At 61.9% G+C, this 16,709-nt stretch carries 14 protein-coding genes; 9 read left to right on the top strand and 5 right to left on the bottom strand.

The window, feature by feature from the left end; genetic code table 11:
* Positions 1–35 precede the first annotated feature (35 nt).
* The 4 genes from ACCD05_RS15585 to ACCD05_RS15570 all read left to right on the top strand — a co-directional run bounded on the left by ACCD05_RS15585 (position 36) and on the right by ACCD05_RS15570 (position 4,194).
* Positions 36–1,139: an LLM class flavin-dependent oxidoreductase gene (locus tag ACCD05_RS15585; protein ID WP_112436967.1), complete on the top strand. Its 1,104-nt coding sequence runs from the start codon at positions 36–38 to the stop codon at positions 1,137–1,139.
* Between the two features lie 108 nt (positions 1,140–1,247).
* Positions 1,248–2,429: an acyl-CoA dehydrogenase family protein gene (locus ACCD05_RS15580; RefSeq protein WP_112436966.1), complete on the top strand. Its 1,182-nt coding sequence runs from the start codon at positions 1,248–1,250 to the stop codon at positions 2,427–2,429.
* 120 nt (positions 2,430–2,549) lie between these two features.
* Positions 2,550–3,110, top strand: a complete 561-nt coding sequence (msuE, locus tag ACCD05_RS15575; RefSeq protein ID WP_112436965.1) for an FMN reductase — start codon at positions 2,550–2,552, stop codon at positions 3,108–3,110.
* Positions 3,111–3,189: 79 nt separating this feature from the next.
* Positions 3,190–4,194 (top strand): C-terminal binding protein, encoded by a 1,005-nt coding sequence (locus tag ACCD05_RS15570; protein WP_112436964.1) that lies wholly within the window; start codon positions 3,190–3,192, stop codon positions 4,192–4,194.
* 29 nt (positions 4,195–4,223) lie between these two features.
* On the opposite strand, the gene ACCD05_RS15565 is transcribed toward ACCD05_RS15570, so the two are convergent.
* Positions 4,224–5,612 (bottom strand): FAD/NAD(P)-binding protein, encoded by a 1,389-nt coding sequence (locus ACCD05_RS15565; protein WP_112436963.1) that lies wholly within the window; start codon positions 5,610–5,612, stop codon positions 4,224–4,226.
* 288 nt (positions 5,613–5,900) lie between these two features.
* Here ACCD05_RS15565 and ACCD05_RS15560 point away from each other — a divergent pair, with 288 nt between their 5' ends.
* From ACCD05_RS15560 to ACCD05_RS15540, 5 genes are read left to right on the top strand one after another with little or no spacing between them, the layout of a single operon-like run.
* On the top strand, positions 5,901–7,040 hold the full coding sequence (locus tag ACCD05_RS15560) for an ABC transporter substrate-binding protein (protein WP_112436962.1): 1,140 nt from the start codon (positions 5,901–5,903) through the stop codon (positions 7,038–7,040).
* A 53-nt stretch (positions 7,041–7,093) separates the two neighbouring features.
* Complete coding sequence (locus ACCD05_RS15555) at positions 7,094–8,203, top strand: FecCD family ABC transporter permease (RefSeq protein WP_112436961.1); 1,110 nt, start codon at positions 7,094–7,096, stop codon at positions 8,201–8,203.
* Entirely contained in the window at positions 8,200–9,057 is an 858-nt protein-coding gene (locus tag ACCD05_RS15550) for an ABC transporter ATP-binding protein (RefSeq protein WP_112436960.1), read from the top strand. The genes ACCD05_RS15555 and ACCD05_RS15550 overlap by 4 nt, the downstream gene beginning before the upstream one ends.
* A 24-nt stretch (positions 9,058–9,081) precedes the next feature.
* Entirely contained in the window at positions 9,082–10,401 is a 1,320-nt protein-coding gene (locus ACCD05_RS15545; protein ID WP_112436959.1) for an NtaA/DmoA family FMN-dependent monooxygenase, read from the top strand.
* Positions 10,402–10,426: 25 nt separating this feature from the next.
* Complete coding sequence (locus tag ACCD05_RS15540; RefSeq protein WP_112436958.1) at positions 10,427–11,419, top strand: ketopantoate reductase family protein; 993 nt, start codon at positions 10,427–10,429, stop codon at positions 11,417–11,419.
* Between the two features lie 343 nt (positions 11,420–11,762).
* Here the strand turns inward: ACCD05_RS15540 and ACCD05_RS15535 are convergent, their stop codons facing one another.
* From ACCD05_RS15535 to ACCD05_RS15520, 4 genes are read right to left on the bottom strand one after another with little or no spacing between them, the layout of a single operon-like run.
* Complete coding sequence (locus ACCD05_RS15535) at positions 11,763–12,827, bottom strand: sn-glycerol-3-phosphate ABC transporter ATP-binding protein UgpC (RefSeq protein WP_112436957.1); 1,065 nt, start codon at positions 12,825–12,827, stop codon at positions 11,763–11,765.
* A gap of 11 nt (positions 12,828–12,838) precedes the next feature.
* Positions 12,839–14,929 carry an ADP-ribosylglycohydrolase family protein gene (locus tag ACCD05_RS15530; protein WP_112436956.1) on the bottom strand — a complete coding sequence of 697 codons (2,091 nt, stop codon included), beginning with the start codon at positions 14,927–14,929 and terminating at the stop codon, positions 12,839–12,841.
* A 13-nt stretch (positions 14,930–14,942) separates the two neighbouring features.
* A complete protein-coding gene (locus tag ACCD05_RS15525; RefSeq protein ID WP_047511710.1) occupies positions 14,943–15,776 on the bottom strand; it encodes a carbohydrate ABC transporter permease in 834 nt (277 codons plus the stop codon).
* Positions 15,773–16,618, bottom strand: a complete 846-nt coding sequence (locus ACCD05_RS15520; RefSeq protein ID WP_111562365.1) for a carbohydrate ABC transporter permease — start codon at positions 16,616–16,618, stop codon at positions 15,773–15,775. The genes ACCD05_RS15525 and ACCD05_RS15520 overlap by 4 nt, the downstream gene beginning before the upstream one ends.
* Positions 16,619–16,709: the final 91 nt, after the last annotated feature.

The following is a 16,709-nucleotide window of genomic DNA, read 5'->3' as shown; positions in this document are numbered from 1 at the left end:
GTCCAAGCACTGGCCGTCACCATCAAGGAGATCCCATGACCGCGGAATTCATCAGCGTAAGCTTTCCAAACGCGTCGAACGACCTGAACCCGCTGCCGGATGCGCCCGTCGACCCGCTCTTTCTGGAACGCTACGCACGCGCCCTTGACGACTACGGCTTCAACTACACCCTCATTCCCTACTCCTCGTCGTCCTTCGACCCTTTCACGCTCGGCGCCACGGTGCTGGCGCATACAAAGAACATCAAGATCATCGTCGCGCTGCGGCCGAACACGGTCTATCCGACTGTCGCGGCGAAATCGCTCGCGACGCTCGACCAGCTGAGCGGCGGCCGCGTCGTCGTCCACTTCATCGCCGGCGGCAGCGACGATGAGCAGGCGCGTGAAGGCGACTTCCTCAACAAGGAAGAGCGCTACGAACGCCAGGAAGAGTATATTCGCATCCTGCGCCTCGCCTGGACATCCAAGGAGCCCTTCGACTTCGATGGGAAATACTATCAGTTCAAGCAGTTCCGCAGCGCCGTTCGTCCCACCAACGGTCTCATCCCGATCTCCCTCGGCGGCTCCTCGGATGCGGCCTATCGTATCGGTGGATCGCTCTGCGACATCTTCGGACTCTGGGGCGAGCCGCTCAAGGAGACCAAGCAGCAGATCGACCGGATCTACGCCGAAGCCGCGAAGGCCGGCCGCACGGATCGTCCGCGCATCTGGGTCACCTTCCGCCCGATCGTCGCCGAAACCGACGAACTCGCCTGGGAGAAGGCCCACAAGGTTCTCGATCAGCTGACCGCCAACCGTCAGAAGGGCTTGGCGCGCGCGCCGATCAACGCCACGCCGCCAGCCAATGTGGGCTCGCAGCGCCTGCTCGATATCGCGGCTCGCGGCGACGTGCATGACCGCGCGCTCTGGTATCCGACGGTGACCGCCACCAATGCGAGCGGCGCGACCACCGCGCTCGTGGGTTCGCCACGCACCATCGCGGATTCGATTCTCGACTATATCGACCTCGGCTGTGATCTGATCTCCATCCGAGGCTACGACAATTTCAACGATGCGGTCGACTACGGGCGCTACATCCTGCCGCTGGTGCGCGAGGGCATCCGCGAACGGGAAAACGCCAAGAAGAAGAACGCCGCATGATGCATGCGGTCCGGCCGCAGCGCCGGACCGCAGCTCTCTCAGCGTCCGCCTGAAAAGGCATCCTCACGAGACGAGAAGGATGCACTCCGACAACCAGAAGGCCTCAGCATGCCCTATAAAAAGATCGCCCTTGATGACGCCGTGCGCATCCTCGCGGAAGCAGCACCCGAAGCCGATCAGACAGGCCAGTTTCCCTGGGCCGGCATTCGTGCCGTCCATGAAGCCGGGCTGCTCGAAAGCACGGTTTCCAGCCGCTACGGCGGCAAGGGCGGTACGCTGAGCGATGCCGCCCATATCCTCGCGGCACTTGGTCGGGGCGATCCATCGGTGGCGCTGATCAGCGCCATGACGATCTTCAATCATCTCGGCCAGGCAACCAAGAGTCACTGGCCTGATGATCTCTATCGGCGCCTGCTCGCCGAGGCGAAAGAGCGTCCGCTGCTCCTCAATGCCGCGCGCGTCGAGCCGGAGCTGGGCTCGCCCGCCCGTGGCGGCCTTCCCGCCACCGTTGCGCGCCGCACGCCGAACGGCTGGGCGATCAGCGGTCGCAAGCGTTTCGTGACGGGCGCCCATGGCCTCACCCACTTCCTCGTCTGGGCGCACACGGACGAGCTCTCGGCTCGGGTCGGGACATTCGTCGTGCCGAACGGCCTGCCGGGCATTCGCGTCATCGAAAACTGGAAAAGCCTCGGCATGCGGGCGACGGGCTCGCACGATGTCGAATATGTCGATGTCGAAGTCCCCGCGGAAAACGCACTGGAACTGGTCGACCCCTCGGTTGCTCAGCAGGATAACCGCGCCCACGCCGCGATGAACCTCGCGCTGACCGCGATCTATCTCGGCGCCGCCGAAGCCGCGCAATCGGCCTTCATTCGTTTCGCGCATGAACGCATTCCCTCCAACCTTGGCCACCCGATCGCGCGGACCGAGAGGTTCGTCACCCTCTCGGGCGAAATCGACCTTCTCGTTTCCGGCGCCCGCGAGATCATTTTTGGCGCGCTCGCATCCACGGATGGTGCTGCCGAAAGACTGATCCGGGCCCGCCTGATCGCTGGCCGCCAGCTGCGTGAGGCGGTGCAGATCGCGGTGCGCGGCCTTGGCAATCCCGGCCTCAATGCCGATCTCGGCATCGAGCGGCATTTCAGGGACGTTCAATCGGTGCTGGTGCACGCACCACAGGAGGACACGTCGATCTCGATACTGGGCCGCGCCGCCTATCAGAAATGGCACGCCGAGGAGGCCGCTCGCTTGGAGCGCTCCCCGGCCATACCGGTGCTCAGGACGGCATAGCGAGAGGCCCTCGCGGCATCGCGATATCCTCTTGCACCTGAAACATCTGCACGTGCGAACCGGCCACTCAGGCCAGCCCCACCCCTCGAATAAGCGGGAAAACCCGTGAAAGGAACTTTAATGAGCAACGATCTTATTGTCGGCTTCTCGGGCAATATCACCCGCCCCTCCAGCACCAAGCGCTTCGTCGAGAGCGTGACGGCGTCGCTCGCCGAGCGCGCGGGTCTGGAGCACGTGGTGTTCGACGTCGAGGATTTCGGCCCGGCGCTGGCGACTGCACGTTCGATCACCGACCTCGATACGAAAGCCCAGGCGGTGATCCGCACGATCATCGAGGCCGACGCCCTCGTCATCGGCTCACCGACCTACAAGGGAAGCTATACCGGCCTGTTCAAGCATGTGATCGACCTGCTCGATCCGGCCGACCTGCGCGGCAAGCCCATCATTCTGACCGCAACCGGTGGCGGCGACCGGCACGCACTGATGGTCGAGCATCAGCTCCGTCCGCTGTTTGCCTTCTTCGAGGCCTTTGTCGTTCCGACCGCCGTCTATGCGTCGAGCCGGGACTTCACCGATGGCGCCCCATCGCCCGCGATCACTGGCCGCGTCGAACAGGCGCTGATCCAGGCAGCGGCCCTGGTGCGCACCCGCTCCGCGCCCACGGCGATCGCCGCGGAATAGTCGAGCGTTACCGCATCTGGCGATGCGTTTCTTCGCGATATCAAGGCAGAGCCAGAGGCGGAATTAGGCGGGGCTAGGCATGACAGGACAACGGAAATACGTGGTCGGCATCACCGACCACATGTTCGACACGCCTGACCTCGAGGCGAAGCTGTTGGGCGACGCGGTCGAGATCGACTACTTCGCGACCACCGACGAAACGCTATTTTCGCCGGAGCGACTTGCCCGCCTAGACGCGCTGATGGTCTGGGGTGCACGGCTCGGGGCAAGGAGCATCGCCCATCTTGCGCGCTGCAAGGGCGTGGTGCGCTATGGCGTCGGTTATGAGAAGATCGATCTGCTGGCGCTTTCGGCGGCCGGCATCCCGTTTGCGAACAATCCCGACTACGGCACGGAGGAAGTAGCCGACCACGCCGTCGCCATGATGCTCTCGCTGCACCGTCGGCTCTGGGAACACGACGCCCGCGCTCGCGGCTACACAACCGGCTGGCAAGTTCACAGCCTGAAGCCGCTCCCGCGTTCAAACCGCGCCACGGTCGGCGTCATCGGCGTCGGGCGAATCGGCACGGCTGTCATCAACCGCCTCAAACCATTCGGCTTCCGCATCCTAGGCTACGATCCCGGCCAGCCGCGCGGCCATGAAAAGGCGATCGGCTACCAACGCGTCGACCGGCTCGACGAACTCCTTGCCGAGGCGGATATCCTAACGCTCCACTGCCCCGTTAACGCCGAAACGCGCGGTCTTCTGGACGCGAAGACGCTGTCGCGGCTGAAGCCCGGAGCGATGCTCGTCAACACGGCGCGCGGCGAGCTGCTCGATGATCTCGACGCGCTTGAGACCGCGCTGCGAACCGGTCATCTGGCGGCAGCCGCGATCGACACACTGGCCGAGGAGCCGCCACGAAACCATTCGCTTCTTTCGGCCTGGCGCAACAGGGAAGATTGGCTCGCGGGCCGCCTGGTGATCACCCCCCACAACGCCTTCTACTCCGATCACGCCGCAATCGAGATGCGCCACAACGCGGCGATGACGGTGAAGATCCTGCTGGAGGAAGGGCATGTCAGAAATCGGGTAGATATCTGACGCTCAATACTTGCCGAAAAGCTCGGCTTCTATTCATCCGCCCTGCTTTGCTCGACAAGCGCGCGCTCATCGATCCAGTTGTCGAGCGCGGCAGCGGCGGCATGCCCTTGGGTAACGATCTCGGGCACCAGGTCGATATCCGGCAGACTGCCCAGGCCGAGAGGGCCCATCGCAAACAAGCCTTGAAAGCGCTGCGGTTCCAGTGCCGCGCGGCCGCAGCGATCGACGAGAATGCCAAGGTCGAGTTCGTCACGCTTCGCGAGGCCCGCGCGCAGCACGGAACGATATAGCGGCGAATCCAGTTCCGTTGGCCGCGACCGGCAGTCCACAGCCCTGCTGGCGTAGAGCACCTCAAGGCCCGCTGGTCCTGAAAAAAGCACACCATTCGTCGCGATGCGTTCGACCGTGCCCTTGCGCAGCGTGATGGCACCCTCTGCGATGGCCCGATGAAGCCGCTCAAAATGCTCGGGCGGCAGACGATTGCGGTGGCTGTCGTATATGGCGCGCACATGGCGCTTGAAGCGGCCGCGTTCCTCCGCGCTCAACTCCTGCCACAGGTCATGGGCGCGCAGCCGGAAGCCATTCATGATCCCCTGCCAACCGGATCCATCGGCATTGGCGGCCTCAGCTGCCCGACGCAAATGCCTGAAGGCACCGCGAAGCGTGCGCGGAAACGGCTCCTCCGAAACGATGGGCCCAACGGCCGAGCGGGCATGCGATTGCGGCAGAAAACCCGAAGCCGAAATAAGCGTTACGTGTCGCGCCTGGCCGTCGGCCAACAGGCGAAGGGCCCGATCGACCGCCCGAACGCCGGCACCGATCACGACGACATTATCGCCAGCACGGCTTATCTGCCCTTCCGTCGGATTTTCATGCAGCCCATAGCCCGTGGCGAGAAAGACCGCATCAAAGCGGGCGCTCTGCCGGTCGCCGAACGAAAGCGAAAATCCCAGTTCTTCGCTATGATCCAAGACCGTTACGATCTCCGGACAGATCTGCACGACGACATCGGTCCTGTTTTGCAGCACTTCGGAGAAGCGCTGATGCACATATAGGGAGAACAGCTCCCCAGGCACGAATGTTTGATCCAGTCCCGCCCGCGCACCACCGGCGCTATCGCCAAGTGTATGCTCTGCCTCGAGCCACCTACTGAAGTCGTCGCGAACCACTGGATCGACGGACAGGTCGCGAACACGGCTGTTGAGCAAAGTCGTCGCCGATTGGCTCACGCCTCGGCTGAGATCGACCGTCTGTTGCGGATCATACATGACAAGATGGAATGGCCTTTTGATCATCCTGAGCAGCGCAATGGCCGTCAGCATGCCCGTGAAGCCGCGGCCGACGATCGCGACCTTGAAAAGCGAACGTGTCTGCAGATCTTGCGGTCGTCTGGAAAAACTGGAGGGGAGCTGTGTCATGCGTCAGTTCCTTTCCTGCATTGGCCCGGCAGCATGCGCCGGCTAATTCATTCGGATCGGGATGAAGGCATAATTGTCTATCAAAAGCATAGAAATTATAATTGCGAAGGCAAGCCCTTTTTCAGAGGCAGCGCGCAGACCGAATGCCGAATATTATTCTACTAAATCTATAGACAATAAAAAATCGACCTTTCTCAGACGCTGACGGTTTCCCTAAGCTCACAGTCAAGCGGTCGGCCAGGGGTTTCGTCCGATCCGCCTTCACCATCCGGCTGCAAGGGGAAACCAATGCGCAAATCGACCATCCTATCCGACCTTTCCGTCAATCGTCGCGGTGCGCTTGCGCTTTCCGGCGCTCTTGCTTTCGGCTCGCTGCTGTCTGTCCAGGGATTTTCGCAGGCGGCCTTCGCCGAAACCGATGACCGAAAGACGGTAACGATCACCGATGAACTTGGCCGTGAGGTCAGCGTCAAGGCGCCGATCAAGGCCGTCTACACCGACCTCTGGTACCAGGCGGAGATCGTTCGGGCGATAGGCGCTGGCGATACGATCGTCTCGATCGACCAGAGCACCAATCCCGCCAAGAACCCGGCGAACAAGGACTATTTCGCCAAGTTCGCCAGCCTTCCGGACGCCGGCAATTACAATGGCCCCAACTGGGAAACGATTGCCGCCTCCGGCGCGGAAGTTTTCTTCACCCGCCGCAATGCGCCATGGCAGGATGCGATCGAGAAGTTGAAGCCCTTCGGCATCGAGGTTGTCGTCGTCAGCACCTGGGACCCGAAGGTTCTGCGCGCACAGCTGTCCAACCTCGGCAAGATCTTCGGCCAAGAAAAGGGAGCGGCGGATCTCGCAGCTCTCTACGATGATATCGATGCGGTGCTTGCTCAGCATCTGAAGGGTGTCGGGCCGAAGAAGGTCTATTTCGAAAACAATGCGGATTTCGCCACGTCGCTTCCCGGCTCTGGCTTCCATGACACGATCGTGCTTGGCGGCGGCAAGAACATCTTCGGCGACATCACCATTGCCAATACCGGCAGTGCATCGGTCCACACCTACACGGTCGATCCGGTCGAGATCATCAATCGCAACCCGGATGTGATCATTCACAACGGCGTCGACGGCCTGGCGGCCGGCTATGCACCCTGGGACCAGACACAGTTCGCGGCGCAGGCGCAGCGCATCATCGATCGCCCTGGCTGGAGCGCGATCAAGGCGGTTCAGGACAAGAACGTCATCGTCTTCAGCAACTTCTTCTTCTCCGCCCTCGGCAAGCAGCTCGGCGCGCTCGCCGTCGCCAAATGGCTTTATCCTGATCGCCTCGCGGATGTTGATGTCGACGCCTACTTCGCCCGCTGGCTGAAGGCGCAGGGTGTCGAAGCCCGCTCCGTCGCCGACTACGCCTACAGGCTCGACGGCAAGGTCTGAAATGCCGCAACGCGCCTCGGCGCGACGACACCCCATTCAGTTTCGAGGAAAATATGAGTTTAGTCCAAACGGAATCCCATTCTCCGCCTTTGCCGCATTCCCCGCCGAACAATACCCGCAAACCGCGTGATCGCTATACCGGCCAGAAGCTTGCGATCGGCCTCGGGATTGCCGCCGTCATCATCACCGCTCTTGTCGGCATCCAGATCGGAACTTCCGGGGCGACACTGGTCAACGTCTTGCAAACCTTCTGGGCCAAGATCACCGGCACGGTACCGACGGATCGCACCACGCTCCTGATGCACAACGTCATCTGGGAGCTGCGCCTGCCGCGCGTGCTTCTCGCCATTCTCGGCGGCGCGGCGCTCGCCGTCGCCGGCACGCTGTTTCAGGGCCTGCTGCGCAATCCGCTGGTCAGCCCCTATACGCTCGGCATCGCGCCTGCAGCGGCCTTTGGCGCCTCGCTGGCCATCGTCGTCTTCGGCGCCACGGCCGGAAGCGCGGCGGTATCGCTTGTCATCGGCGCGCTTCTGTTTTCCTTCATCAACACAGCGCTGGTGCTCTCGCTCGCATCGTCGCGCAATCTCCATGCAACGACGCTCATCCTCGTCGGCATCGCACTTTCGCAGCTCTTCGGCGCGCTGACGGCCTGCATCCAGTATTTTGCCGAGGACGAGGTGCTTGCGGCAATCGTCCGCTGGACATGGGGTTCGGTCAACAATTCGGCCTGGTATCAGGTGCTCGCGCTCTTCGCGCTGCTTGCCCTCGCCTTCCCCTATATCCGCTTCCGCTCAGGCGCCCTCAATGCGATCGCCTTCGCCGGCGACGATTCGGCCAAGAGCCTCGGCGTCGCCGTCTCGACGGTACGGCTGCAGACGATCGCAATCGCCGCGACGCTCACGGCGGTAACCATCGCGTTTACCGGTATCATCGGCTTCGTCGGCCTCGTCGCGCCGCATATCGCGCGGCTGGTCGTCGGCCCCAACCACCGCTTCCTCATTGCGTTTTCAGCCATCATCGGCGCCCTGCTCCTCGTCGTCGCCGATGCCGTCGGCAGGCTAGTCATCTCTCCTGGCGTCATTCCCGTTGGGATCATCGACGCCTTGGTCGGCGCACCGATCTTCCTCTACCTCATCCTCTCTCGACAAAAGGCAATCGAATGACCCTCCAGATTTCCTCACTCGAAGTCGGCTACGGCAAAAGACAGGTCGTCAAGGGCGCCAACCTGACGATCGGCAAGGGCGAGCTCGTCGGCCTTCTGGGCTCGAACGGCTCCGGCAAGTCGACGCTGATCAAGACCATCGCCGGGATCAACACGCCGACATCAGGGTCGATCACCTGGAACGGCGATGCTGACCTCACCAAGCTTGCACGCCGCGATCTCGCCCGCATCGTCGCCTATGTGCCGCAGTCGATCGGACTGTCCTTCGGGCTTGACATCCGCGAAGCAGTGCTCCTCGGGCGCACACCCTACTTCGGCACCCGCCCGCGGGATGAGGACTGGGCGCATGTCGACGCCGCCATGCAGCGCATGGGCCTTGAGGATCTCGGCGACCGGGCAGTGACGGAGCTCTCCGGCGGCCAGGGACAACGTGTGCTGATTGCCCGCGCCCTTGCCCAGGATCCGCAAATCCTGCTTCTGGACGAACCGACCAGCGCACTCGATATCCGCTATCAGTGGCAGACATTGGCCGTTGCCCGTGACGTCACCCGCAAGAACAACGTTGCGGCCGTGATCGCCATTCACGATCTCAACCAGGCAGCTCGCTTCACCGACCGCGTGGTCTTCCTGCAGGACGGGGTGGTGATTGCCGAAGGGCGACCAGCGGACGTGTATTCGCCAGAACTGATCAAGCGCGTCTACGGCGTGGAGGTGGAACTGTCACTGCACAAGGGCTTCGTACAGGTCCACCCGTTGTCGGAGCGCGACCAGTCCGCTCTCGGGCTGCATTCAACGCCACCGGAGCCCACTCACGAAGTGCGCACCGTTGAACAGCGCGGCTACGCGACGGCATGACTCTTTTTCCGAGGGATAATCGACATGACGAACAAATGGGCGGGCCGCAGCAGTGAACGCGGCCCAGGACTGGTGCTCGGCCTGCTTCTGGGCGGAACCGGACAGACGAAGAAGAAGGGCCGCGACGGCCCGACCGACAATCTCCTCGATATAGACGCCTATGTCGAGCAGGCGCAGCAGGCCGAACGCGGCAAGATCCACACGGTCTTCCTGGCCGACGCGCTCGTGACCAGCGACACCGCGCCGAAGCCGGGGCTGGAACCGGTGACGCTGCTCAGCGCGCTTGCCGCAAAGACGTCGCGCATCGGCCTGATCGGCTCGATTTCAACCTCTTTCACCGAGCCCTACAATCTGGCCCGACAGGTTCTGTCGCTCGACCACATCTCCAAGGGCCGCGCCGGCTGGAACCTTGTTACCTCCTCGGCGGGGGAAAAGAATTTCGGCAAGCCGCTTCCCGCTCATGACGATCGCTATGCGATCGCCGAGGAGTTTGCGGGCGTGGTTCAGGCACTATGGGAAAGCTGGGAGCCAGACGCCGTCAGCTATGACGATAGCGGCCGTCAGGTCATCGATGCGGGCAAAGTTCACCGCATCGACTGGAACAGCCGCCACTTCTCCGTCCAGGGGCCACTCAATGTTTCGCGCAGCCCGCAGGACAGACCTATTCTCGCCCAGGCCGGCTCGTCCACCGAAGGAAGGCAGCTCGGGGCGCGTGTCGCCGACGTCATCTTCACCACGGGGCTCACGGAAACCGAACCGTCGATCGATCTCTATCGAGACTTCAAGCAGCGGGCGACGGCCTATGGACGTTCACCGGACGCGATCAAGATCCTGCCGGGCGTGGCGCCGGTCATCGGCTCTACCGACGAAGAGGCCAAGCGCTTCTGGCAAAAGGTGATCGATGACATCGATTTCGAGGAAGGGCGCAAATCGCTCGCCGGCCAGTTCGGCGGCATTGATTTCGAAGGCATCGACCTCGACGCGGAGATCCCGCTCAAAGACCTGCCGCAGACGGCCAATGTCCAGGGGCGCCGGTCGCGCTTCGGCGTCTTCCGCGAACTTATCGAGAGCGGCAAGGTCCGCACGGTGCGCGACCTTATCATCTACCACTCCAGCGGTGCCGGCCACTGGTTCCCGATCGGCTCGGTGGAGAACATCGCCGACCAGTTACAGGACCGCTATGAAAGGGGCGCGAGCGACGGCTTCAACTTCCTGGCCTTCACCCTGAAATACGAACTCGGTCTCTCTGCTGTCACCGATCACCTGATCCCGGAGCTGCAAAGACGCGGCATATTCCATCACGACTACCAGCATGAAACCCTCAGGCAGAACCTGGGCGTCTGATCAAGGACAAGGCGAGGACAAAGACATGACACGCTATGTAATCATCGGAGCCGGGGCGGTCGGCGCAAGCCTTGCGGCGCAGTTCGAACTGACCGGTATTCCCTACGCTCTGGTCGGTCGCGGTGCGCAGATCAGCCACATCAGGCAACACGGATTGAGCTACCGGCGGCCGACGGGCACACAGCAGCTGAAGCTCAATGCTTTCGATCTTTTGGATCCGCCCGAACTGACGCGCGGCGATATCCTGCTCCTGACCGTCAAGTCGCAGGATGCGGCGGGCGCGCTTGCCTTCTGGTCATGGCGCAGCGTTTCAGGCACGGCCGATCCGGCGGCCGCCATCCTTCCAATCGTCACCTTCCAGAACGGGTTGGCAACCGAGGCGCTGGCGCTTCGAACCTTCGCCCATGTCTATGGCGCCAGCATCATGACACCGGCGCGGTTTACCGAAACCGGGAGTGTCGTTTGCGGTGGCGACCCTGAAGTCGGCGTCGTGACGATCGGGCGCTTTCCCAAGGGGCGCGACGAGACAAGCAACCGCATCGCGGAGGACCTCAGCCGCGCGGGTTACCTCGCTGAAACGACGGGCGAGATAACCGGCTGGAAATCGGCAAAACTGCTTCACAACGCCCGTAACGTGCTGGAACTGTTCCACGGCCCTGCGGAACTCAGGAGCGAGATCGGCGAAGCCCTGGTGGAAGAGGCGCGGCTTGCACTTCAGGCAGCCGGCTACAAGCTTGCCGCGCCTTCCGAGCGCAACATTGATATTTCGAACTGGCGGGTGGCTGACAACAGCGGCATCCATCCCGGTCAGCAATCGACCTGGCAAAGCTTCACCCGCGGCGCATCGAGCGAGGTCGACTTCCTAAACGGCGAGATCGTCCTACTCGGCCGCCTGCACGGCATAGCAACACCCTATAACGACGCCGTCCAGCGTATTGCCGGACAGCTTGCACAAAGGGGCGAATTTTCCAACCCGCTCCCTCTTGAAGACGTACTAGCAAAGCGCCAGCGGAGATGAAGCCTTCGCGAAAGCGACAACGTTGAGATATTCTGGAAAGAATATTGGTCGCGGGGACCTGATGGCACGGAGACTTGTAGGTCTACTCGCCGATCGTGTGTCGGCCGACCTTTAGAGTGCGGCTCTGTGGCCCATGCTGCCTGTTGTCTCCAATGATGGCATGAGACTTACGGCAAGGCGGAACTGGCCGTTTGGCTCAGCCGCGTCGCTTGCGAAGATCCTGCAGGATATCGCCAGCGCGCTTTTATAAGACAAATTTGGTCACCAGGGCGAATGGCACCGGCCGTGGGCCAACGCTCGGCCATGCGCTCAGGCGCGCGGGCGAGCGTTGGGGTTTATCGATTTATGCGGACGCGATCCGTCGCCCCGTCTCCTGATCAAAAAGATGCACGCTGCCCTTGGAGAGCGAAAGGTATTGCCGGCTCGCAATGTCGAATTGCGGCCGTTCGCGCAAGACAACCGAGATGAGCTGGTCGCCGAGGCGCGCCTCCACGAAGGTTTCCGCCCCCGTCGGCTCGATATTCTCAACAACGGCCCCAAGCTCGCCCTCGGCAACGAGCGCGATTTCTTCGGGACGCTTGCCGATCAGTACAGTCTGCCCCTCACGGACGCCGGCGGGCGCTTTCAGCCCTGTTCCCTTGCCCGTCTGCAGAACAAGATCGCCCGACCGGGCGACTGCCGGAAACAGGTTCATAGCCGGGGAGCCGATGAACTGCGCTACGAAGGCATTCGCGGGACGGTCGTAGAGTTCGAGTGGCGAACCCACCTGCTCGATCTTGCCCGCCTGCATGACGACAATACGGTCGGCCATGGTCATCGCTTCGATCTGATCGTGGGTAACATAGATCATCGTCGTCCCGAGGCGGCGATGCAGCGACTTGATCTCGCCGCGCATTTGCACGCGAAGCTTGGCGTCGAGATTGGAAAGCGGCTCGTCGAACAGAAAGACCTGAGGCTTGCGCACGATCGAGCGACCCATGGCCACACGCTGACGCTGACCGCCGGACAAGGCTTTCGGCTTGCGCTGGAGGAGCGGGACGAGGCCGAGGATTTCGGCCGCCTCACGCACCTTCTTCTGCTTCTCCTCCTTGCTGGCGCCCGCCAGCGTCAGGGAGAACGCCATGTTCTCCTCGACGGTCATATGCGGATAAAGCGCATAATTCTGGAAGACCATCGAGATATCGCGGCTCTTCGGCGGCAGGTTGTTCACCACCTTGCTGCCGATTGATATTTCACCGCCGGAGATTTCTTCCAGACCCGCGATCATCCGCAGCAGCGTTGACTTCCCGCAGCCCGATGGGCCGACGAGGACGACGAACTCGCCCTCGTTGAAGGTTGCCTCAATGCCGTGAATGACCTCAGCGCTTCCGTAGCGCTTGACGACCTTGTCGATTGTTACGCTGGCCATCCTGTCACTCCTTATGCTGCGCCGATTGCGATGCGCGTCGCCGACAGTGCGCCTTCATGGATGATGAGGCCGGCCGATCCACCTTCAAAGGCCGTATCATCGGCCTCGACAAGGACATCTCCAACGCGCGCCTCAAAATGACCGCCCTTGGCCGAGACCTTCAGGGTAAAAGCCTTTTCGAATTCGACGTCGAGCGCGACGGAAACAAGTACCTTGCGATCCTCATCCTTGCACCTGACGATCTGCAACTCGCCGGCACGGGTGACCAGCGCGGCGTAGTATCGGCGCTGTCCCTGCGAGCGGAACACCAGGCCGCCGTGATCACCGAGGTGCAGCATCAGATCCGCCTCGATCGAGTAATCCGTCCAGTCGCGCGTGCCCTGCATGATCATGCCGTCGCCGCGGTTCTGGCTGATGCGGAAATCCTGCGGGAAGTGCTTGGAGAAGAAATGCACATTGCTCACCCAGGCGCGGCGCCAGAAATCACCGGCACCCTCGGGCCGGCGGAAGGTTACCGACGGGCAACCGTCCCAGGTCAGGCTGTCGATGACGACACGACCGTTTGCCCGGCCGTCAGCCGTCGTCAGCACCAGGCCAACCTCGGCGATTGGCTGGTATCCGGTCTCCGGAACTATCCACGAGAGCGATGCGGATGCGCCGGCTGCCAGCAATTCGCCATTCGGCATGTCGATGGTGACGAGGTTGTCCGTCCCGTCATAGTGACGGATGCGCAGTTTGGCTTCGACGATGCCCTTGTTGCCTGCATCGGCGCTGACACGCGCCTTCAGCACCTGGCCGGCATGAATGCGCGGGCTGGCCATCAGATCATAGGTGCGCATCTTCGTCACTTCGGCCGGCGTAAACACAGGCGTGGTGGTTGCAGCCTCGCGGCCCGGCGCAAGTGCCGAGAAATCGATCGCCAGACCATTGCCGGTGCCGCTTACCTTGAGATCAGCGAGCGCCGTATCGCCCCCTTGCGGGCGGAAGCCCTGAACGGAACCCGGCAGCGAGAAGTGGAACTTGGCACCATCCTTGGGCGCCGGTTCGGCGGCCTGACCGGCAAGCTTGCGGCCGAGATTGGCAAGCCAGAGAGCAACATCGACGGCATCAGCGATCGAGCGGCCACCGTCGGCCGTCGAAATGTAGAGCCGGTCGGCAACCGGGCCACGCCAATCCGGGCCGGCGTCCAACCCGTCGAGCCCAAGCATGATGCCGTGCAGGCAACCGAGATTGCCGGCGTTGCAATCCGTATCCCAGCCGGACGTGTTGACGATCATCTGGCCGCGCTGGAAATCATGCGGAGCGTGCAGAAGCGCCATGATCATCAACGCATGGTTCGGAACGACATGGCAATTGCCCGGATACTTGTCGTAGCCGTAGTTGTCCTCGATCCTTTGGCGGGTTTCTTCCCAATCCTCGTTACCGGATGTCCATTGGCGGATATCGGCGACAAGCTTGGCGATCAGGCTATCCTTCGGAATATACGACAGGCCGGTGTCCAGCAGATGATTGACATCCTTGCTGACGAAGGCTTCCGCTTCCATCGCGGCCCAGAGCACCGCGGCATGGACCGCTTCACCGTCGTGGCTGACGGAACCTGCCGCGTGCGCGAGCTTTGCGGCCTGCGCCGGATTGCCGGGAGACACGAGCGCCCAGCCATCGATGAAAATCTGAGCGCCGATCTGCTCGGCGACCGTTGCGCCATTGGTTTCGATCGAACCGGAGGCGGGTGCGGGAATACCGCGCTTCAGGTTGAGCCAAGCAGTGTGTTCGGTCGAGTTGCCGGCTCCGCCCCACCAGAGGATCGAGCGTTCCTCGATGATGTAGTTCAGCCAGGCCTTACCGATATCCTCGGCGGAAAGGTCGGACGAGATGCCGTAGTCGTCGAGTGCGCGCGGGAAAGCGAAGGTGCCGCCGACATCGTCGTCAGTGACGACAAGCGGATCGCCCAGCCGTTCGTGGACGTAGTAGGTGATCGGTCCGAGCTTCTGGAGAATATCCTTGTAGCGCCAGTTTTCGAACGGGCGGCCGAGATAGACGCCGATCAGCTTGCCGAGAACGCCGGCGTAGACACGGTTGTTGTAGTCTGCAGGTATGGACATCAGAAGCTCCTTGTCAGCCCTTCACCGAACCGCCGGCCATTCCTTCGATGAAATGGCGCTGCAGCAGGATGAAGAGAATTACGATGGGTAGAATGATGATGAGGGCCGCCGCCATGATCTCGCCCCAATCGGACGAGTACTGGCCGGACAGCAGGAAGAAGGAAACGACGGCAGTCAGCCTGTCCTGATCCTGCAGGAAGGTGGTTGCGATCAGGAACTCGTTCCACGAGTAAAGCCCGATGATCAGCGCGACCGTGAGGATGCCCGGCGAGACGATGGGCAAGAAGACACGGCGGAACACCTGCCAATGCGTCGCCCCGTCGATCAACGCAGCCTCCTCAAGCTCCTTGGGCACGGCAAGAAAATAGGTGCGCAGAAGCATGATGGCGAAGGGCGAGTAGACCGCCGTGTAGATGAAGGACACGGCAATCGGGTTGTTGATCAGCCCGAAGCGGGCAAAGCCGAAGTAGAGCGGGAAGAGAAAGAGCTGGATCGGCGCAGTGGTGCTTGCCAAAAGATAGAAGGTGAGGATCTTCCACGTCTTGATCTTGCGGCGAGCGAGCACGTAGGCCGTCAGCGAACCCGTGGTGCAGACGAGGATGATCGTCATGCCGGTGAGCACCGCCGAGTTGAGAAGCGTGCGTCCGAAATTGGCATCCGACCATGCGCGGGTAAAATTGTCCCAGCGCAGCTCCGACGGCCAGGCAAGCGGATTTTGCACGATCTCGGCGGACGCTTTCAGCGAATTCAGGACCATCAGCACGATGGGAAATAGCGTGATGATCAGTAGCAACGACAGCGTCGCATAGACGAGGGTCAGCGTGATGCGGCTCTCGGTCATGTTCATTGTTCGAACTCCGATGCTTGCGCGCGGATATAGAGGACAGTGGCAGCCAGCCCGAAGAGGCTGATGACGACGGAAACGGCGGCCGCCTTGCCGACGGCGAGATCATAGAAGGCCGAGCGATAGGCCAGCGTCGACAGCACTTCGGATGAATAGGCGGGGCCGCCCTGGGTGAGGATGTAGACGAAGTCGAAGACGAGGAACGACCAGATGACGGTCATGATCATCATCAGGGTGATGGTCGGCATGATGCCTGGAAGCAGTACGTAGCGGATCATCTGGAAGAAGGTTGCTCCCTCGATGCGGGCTGCCTCGATCTGTTCAGCCGGCACCTGGCGAAGGGCGGCGAAGAAGATGACGCATAGGAAGCCCCACCAGTGCCATAGATCGACGACGGCGATGCCGTAAAGCGCGCTGGATGTTTCTGTCAGCGGGTTCGCAATTTCGATACCCAACCGCTGGAGAAGGCCCGTAACACCCGTCACCGGCGAATAGATCATGCCCTGCCAGACACGGCCGGTAATCGCCGTGGCTATGATGACAGGGAGGAAGTAGATCACCTGGAAGGTGTTGGAGCCACGACGGGCAACCAAAAGCATCGTAGCCGCCAGCAGCCCCATGCCGATCGGCACCGTCAGGAAGATGATCGTCCAGATGATGTTGTTGGTGAGCGCCGTCCAGAACACGCTGTCGTCCCACAGCGCCACGAAATTGTCCAAGCCGACGAAGACCGGCGTGCTGATGCCGTCCCATTCGAAGAAGGCAAGCGCCACCGTCAGCAGCGCCGGAATGGCGATGATCACGATGTTTATGATGAGGGTCGGCAGAACATAGAGTCTGTGCATGTATATTACCTTTTCGGGCATGATCCGGCCTGCCCGCCACCGACAACCGGTGGAAGGCGAGCGTGAGGCGCGCGCATGAGCGCGCCTCACA

The sequence above is a fragment of the Rhizobium sp. Rhizsp42 genome (assembly GCF_047304155.1).
In the GTDB taxonomy this organism is placed as follows: domain Bacteria; phylum Pseudomonadota; class Alphaproteobacteria; order Rhizobiales; family Rhizobiaceae; genus Rhizobium.
This window is presented reverse-complemented; position numbering and strand designations above follow the sequence as displayed.

Coding starts and splice junctions, on each gene's coding strand:
- ACCD05_RS15585 (WP_112436967.1), top strand. CDS start 36: ATGACCGCGGAATTCATCAGCGTAAGCTTTCCAAACGCGTCGAACGAC.
- ACCD05_RS15580 (WP_112436966.1), top strand. CDS start 1,248: ATGCCCTATAAAAAGATCGCCCTTGATGACGCCGTGCGCATCCTCGCG.
- msuE (WP_112436965.1), top strand. CDS start 2,550: ATGAGCAACGATCTTATTGTCGGCTTCTCGGGCAATATCACCCGCCCC.
- ACCD05_RS15570 (WP_112436964.1), top strand. CDS start 3,190: ATGACAGGACAACGGAAATACGTGGTCGGCATCACCGACCACATGTTC.
- ACCD05_RS15565 (WP_112436963.1), bottom strand. CDS start 5,612: ATGACACAGCTCCCCTCCAGTTTTTCCAGACGACCGCAAGATCTGCAG.
- ACCD05_RS15560 (WP_112436962.1), top strand. CDS start 5,901: ATGCGCAAATCGACCATCCTATCCGACCTTTCCGTCAATCGTCGCGGT.
- ACCD05_RS15555 (WP_112436961.1), top strand. CDS start 7,094: ATGAGTTTAGTCCAAACGGAATCCCATTCTCCGCCTTTGCCGCATTCC.
- ACCD05_RS15550 (WP_112436960.1), top strand. CDS start 8,200: ATGACCCTCCAGATTTCCTCACTCGAAGTCGGCTACGGCAAAAGACAG.
- ACCD05_RS15545 (WP_112436959.1), top strand. CDS start 9,082: ATGACGAACAAATGGGCGGGCCGCAGCAGTGAACGCGGCCCAGGACTG.
- ACCD05_RS15540 (WP_112436958.1), top strand. CDS start 10,427: ATGACACGCTATGTAATCATCGGAGCCGGGGCGGTCGGCGCAAGCCTT.
- ACCD05_RS15535 (WP_112436957.1), bottom strand. CDS start 12,827: ATGGCCAGCGTAACAATCGACAAGGTCGTCAAGCGCTACGGAAGCGCT.
- ACCD05_RS15530 (WP_112436956.1), bottom strand. CDS start 14,929: ATGTCCATACCTGCAGACTACAACAACCGTGTCTACGCCGGCGTTCTC.
- ACCD05_RS15525 (WP_047511710.1), bottom strand. CDS start 15,776: ATGAACATGACCGAGAGCCGCATCACGCTGACCCTCGTCTATGCGACG.
- ACCD05_RS15520 (WP_111562365.1), bottom strand. CDS start 16,618: ATGCACAGACTCTATGTTCTGCCGACCCTCATCATAAACATCGTGATC.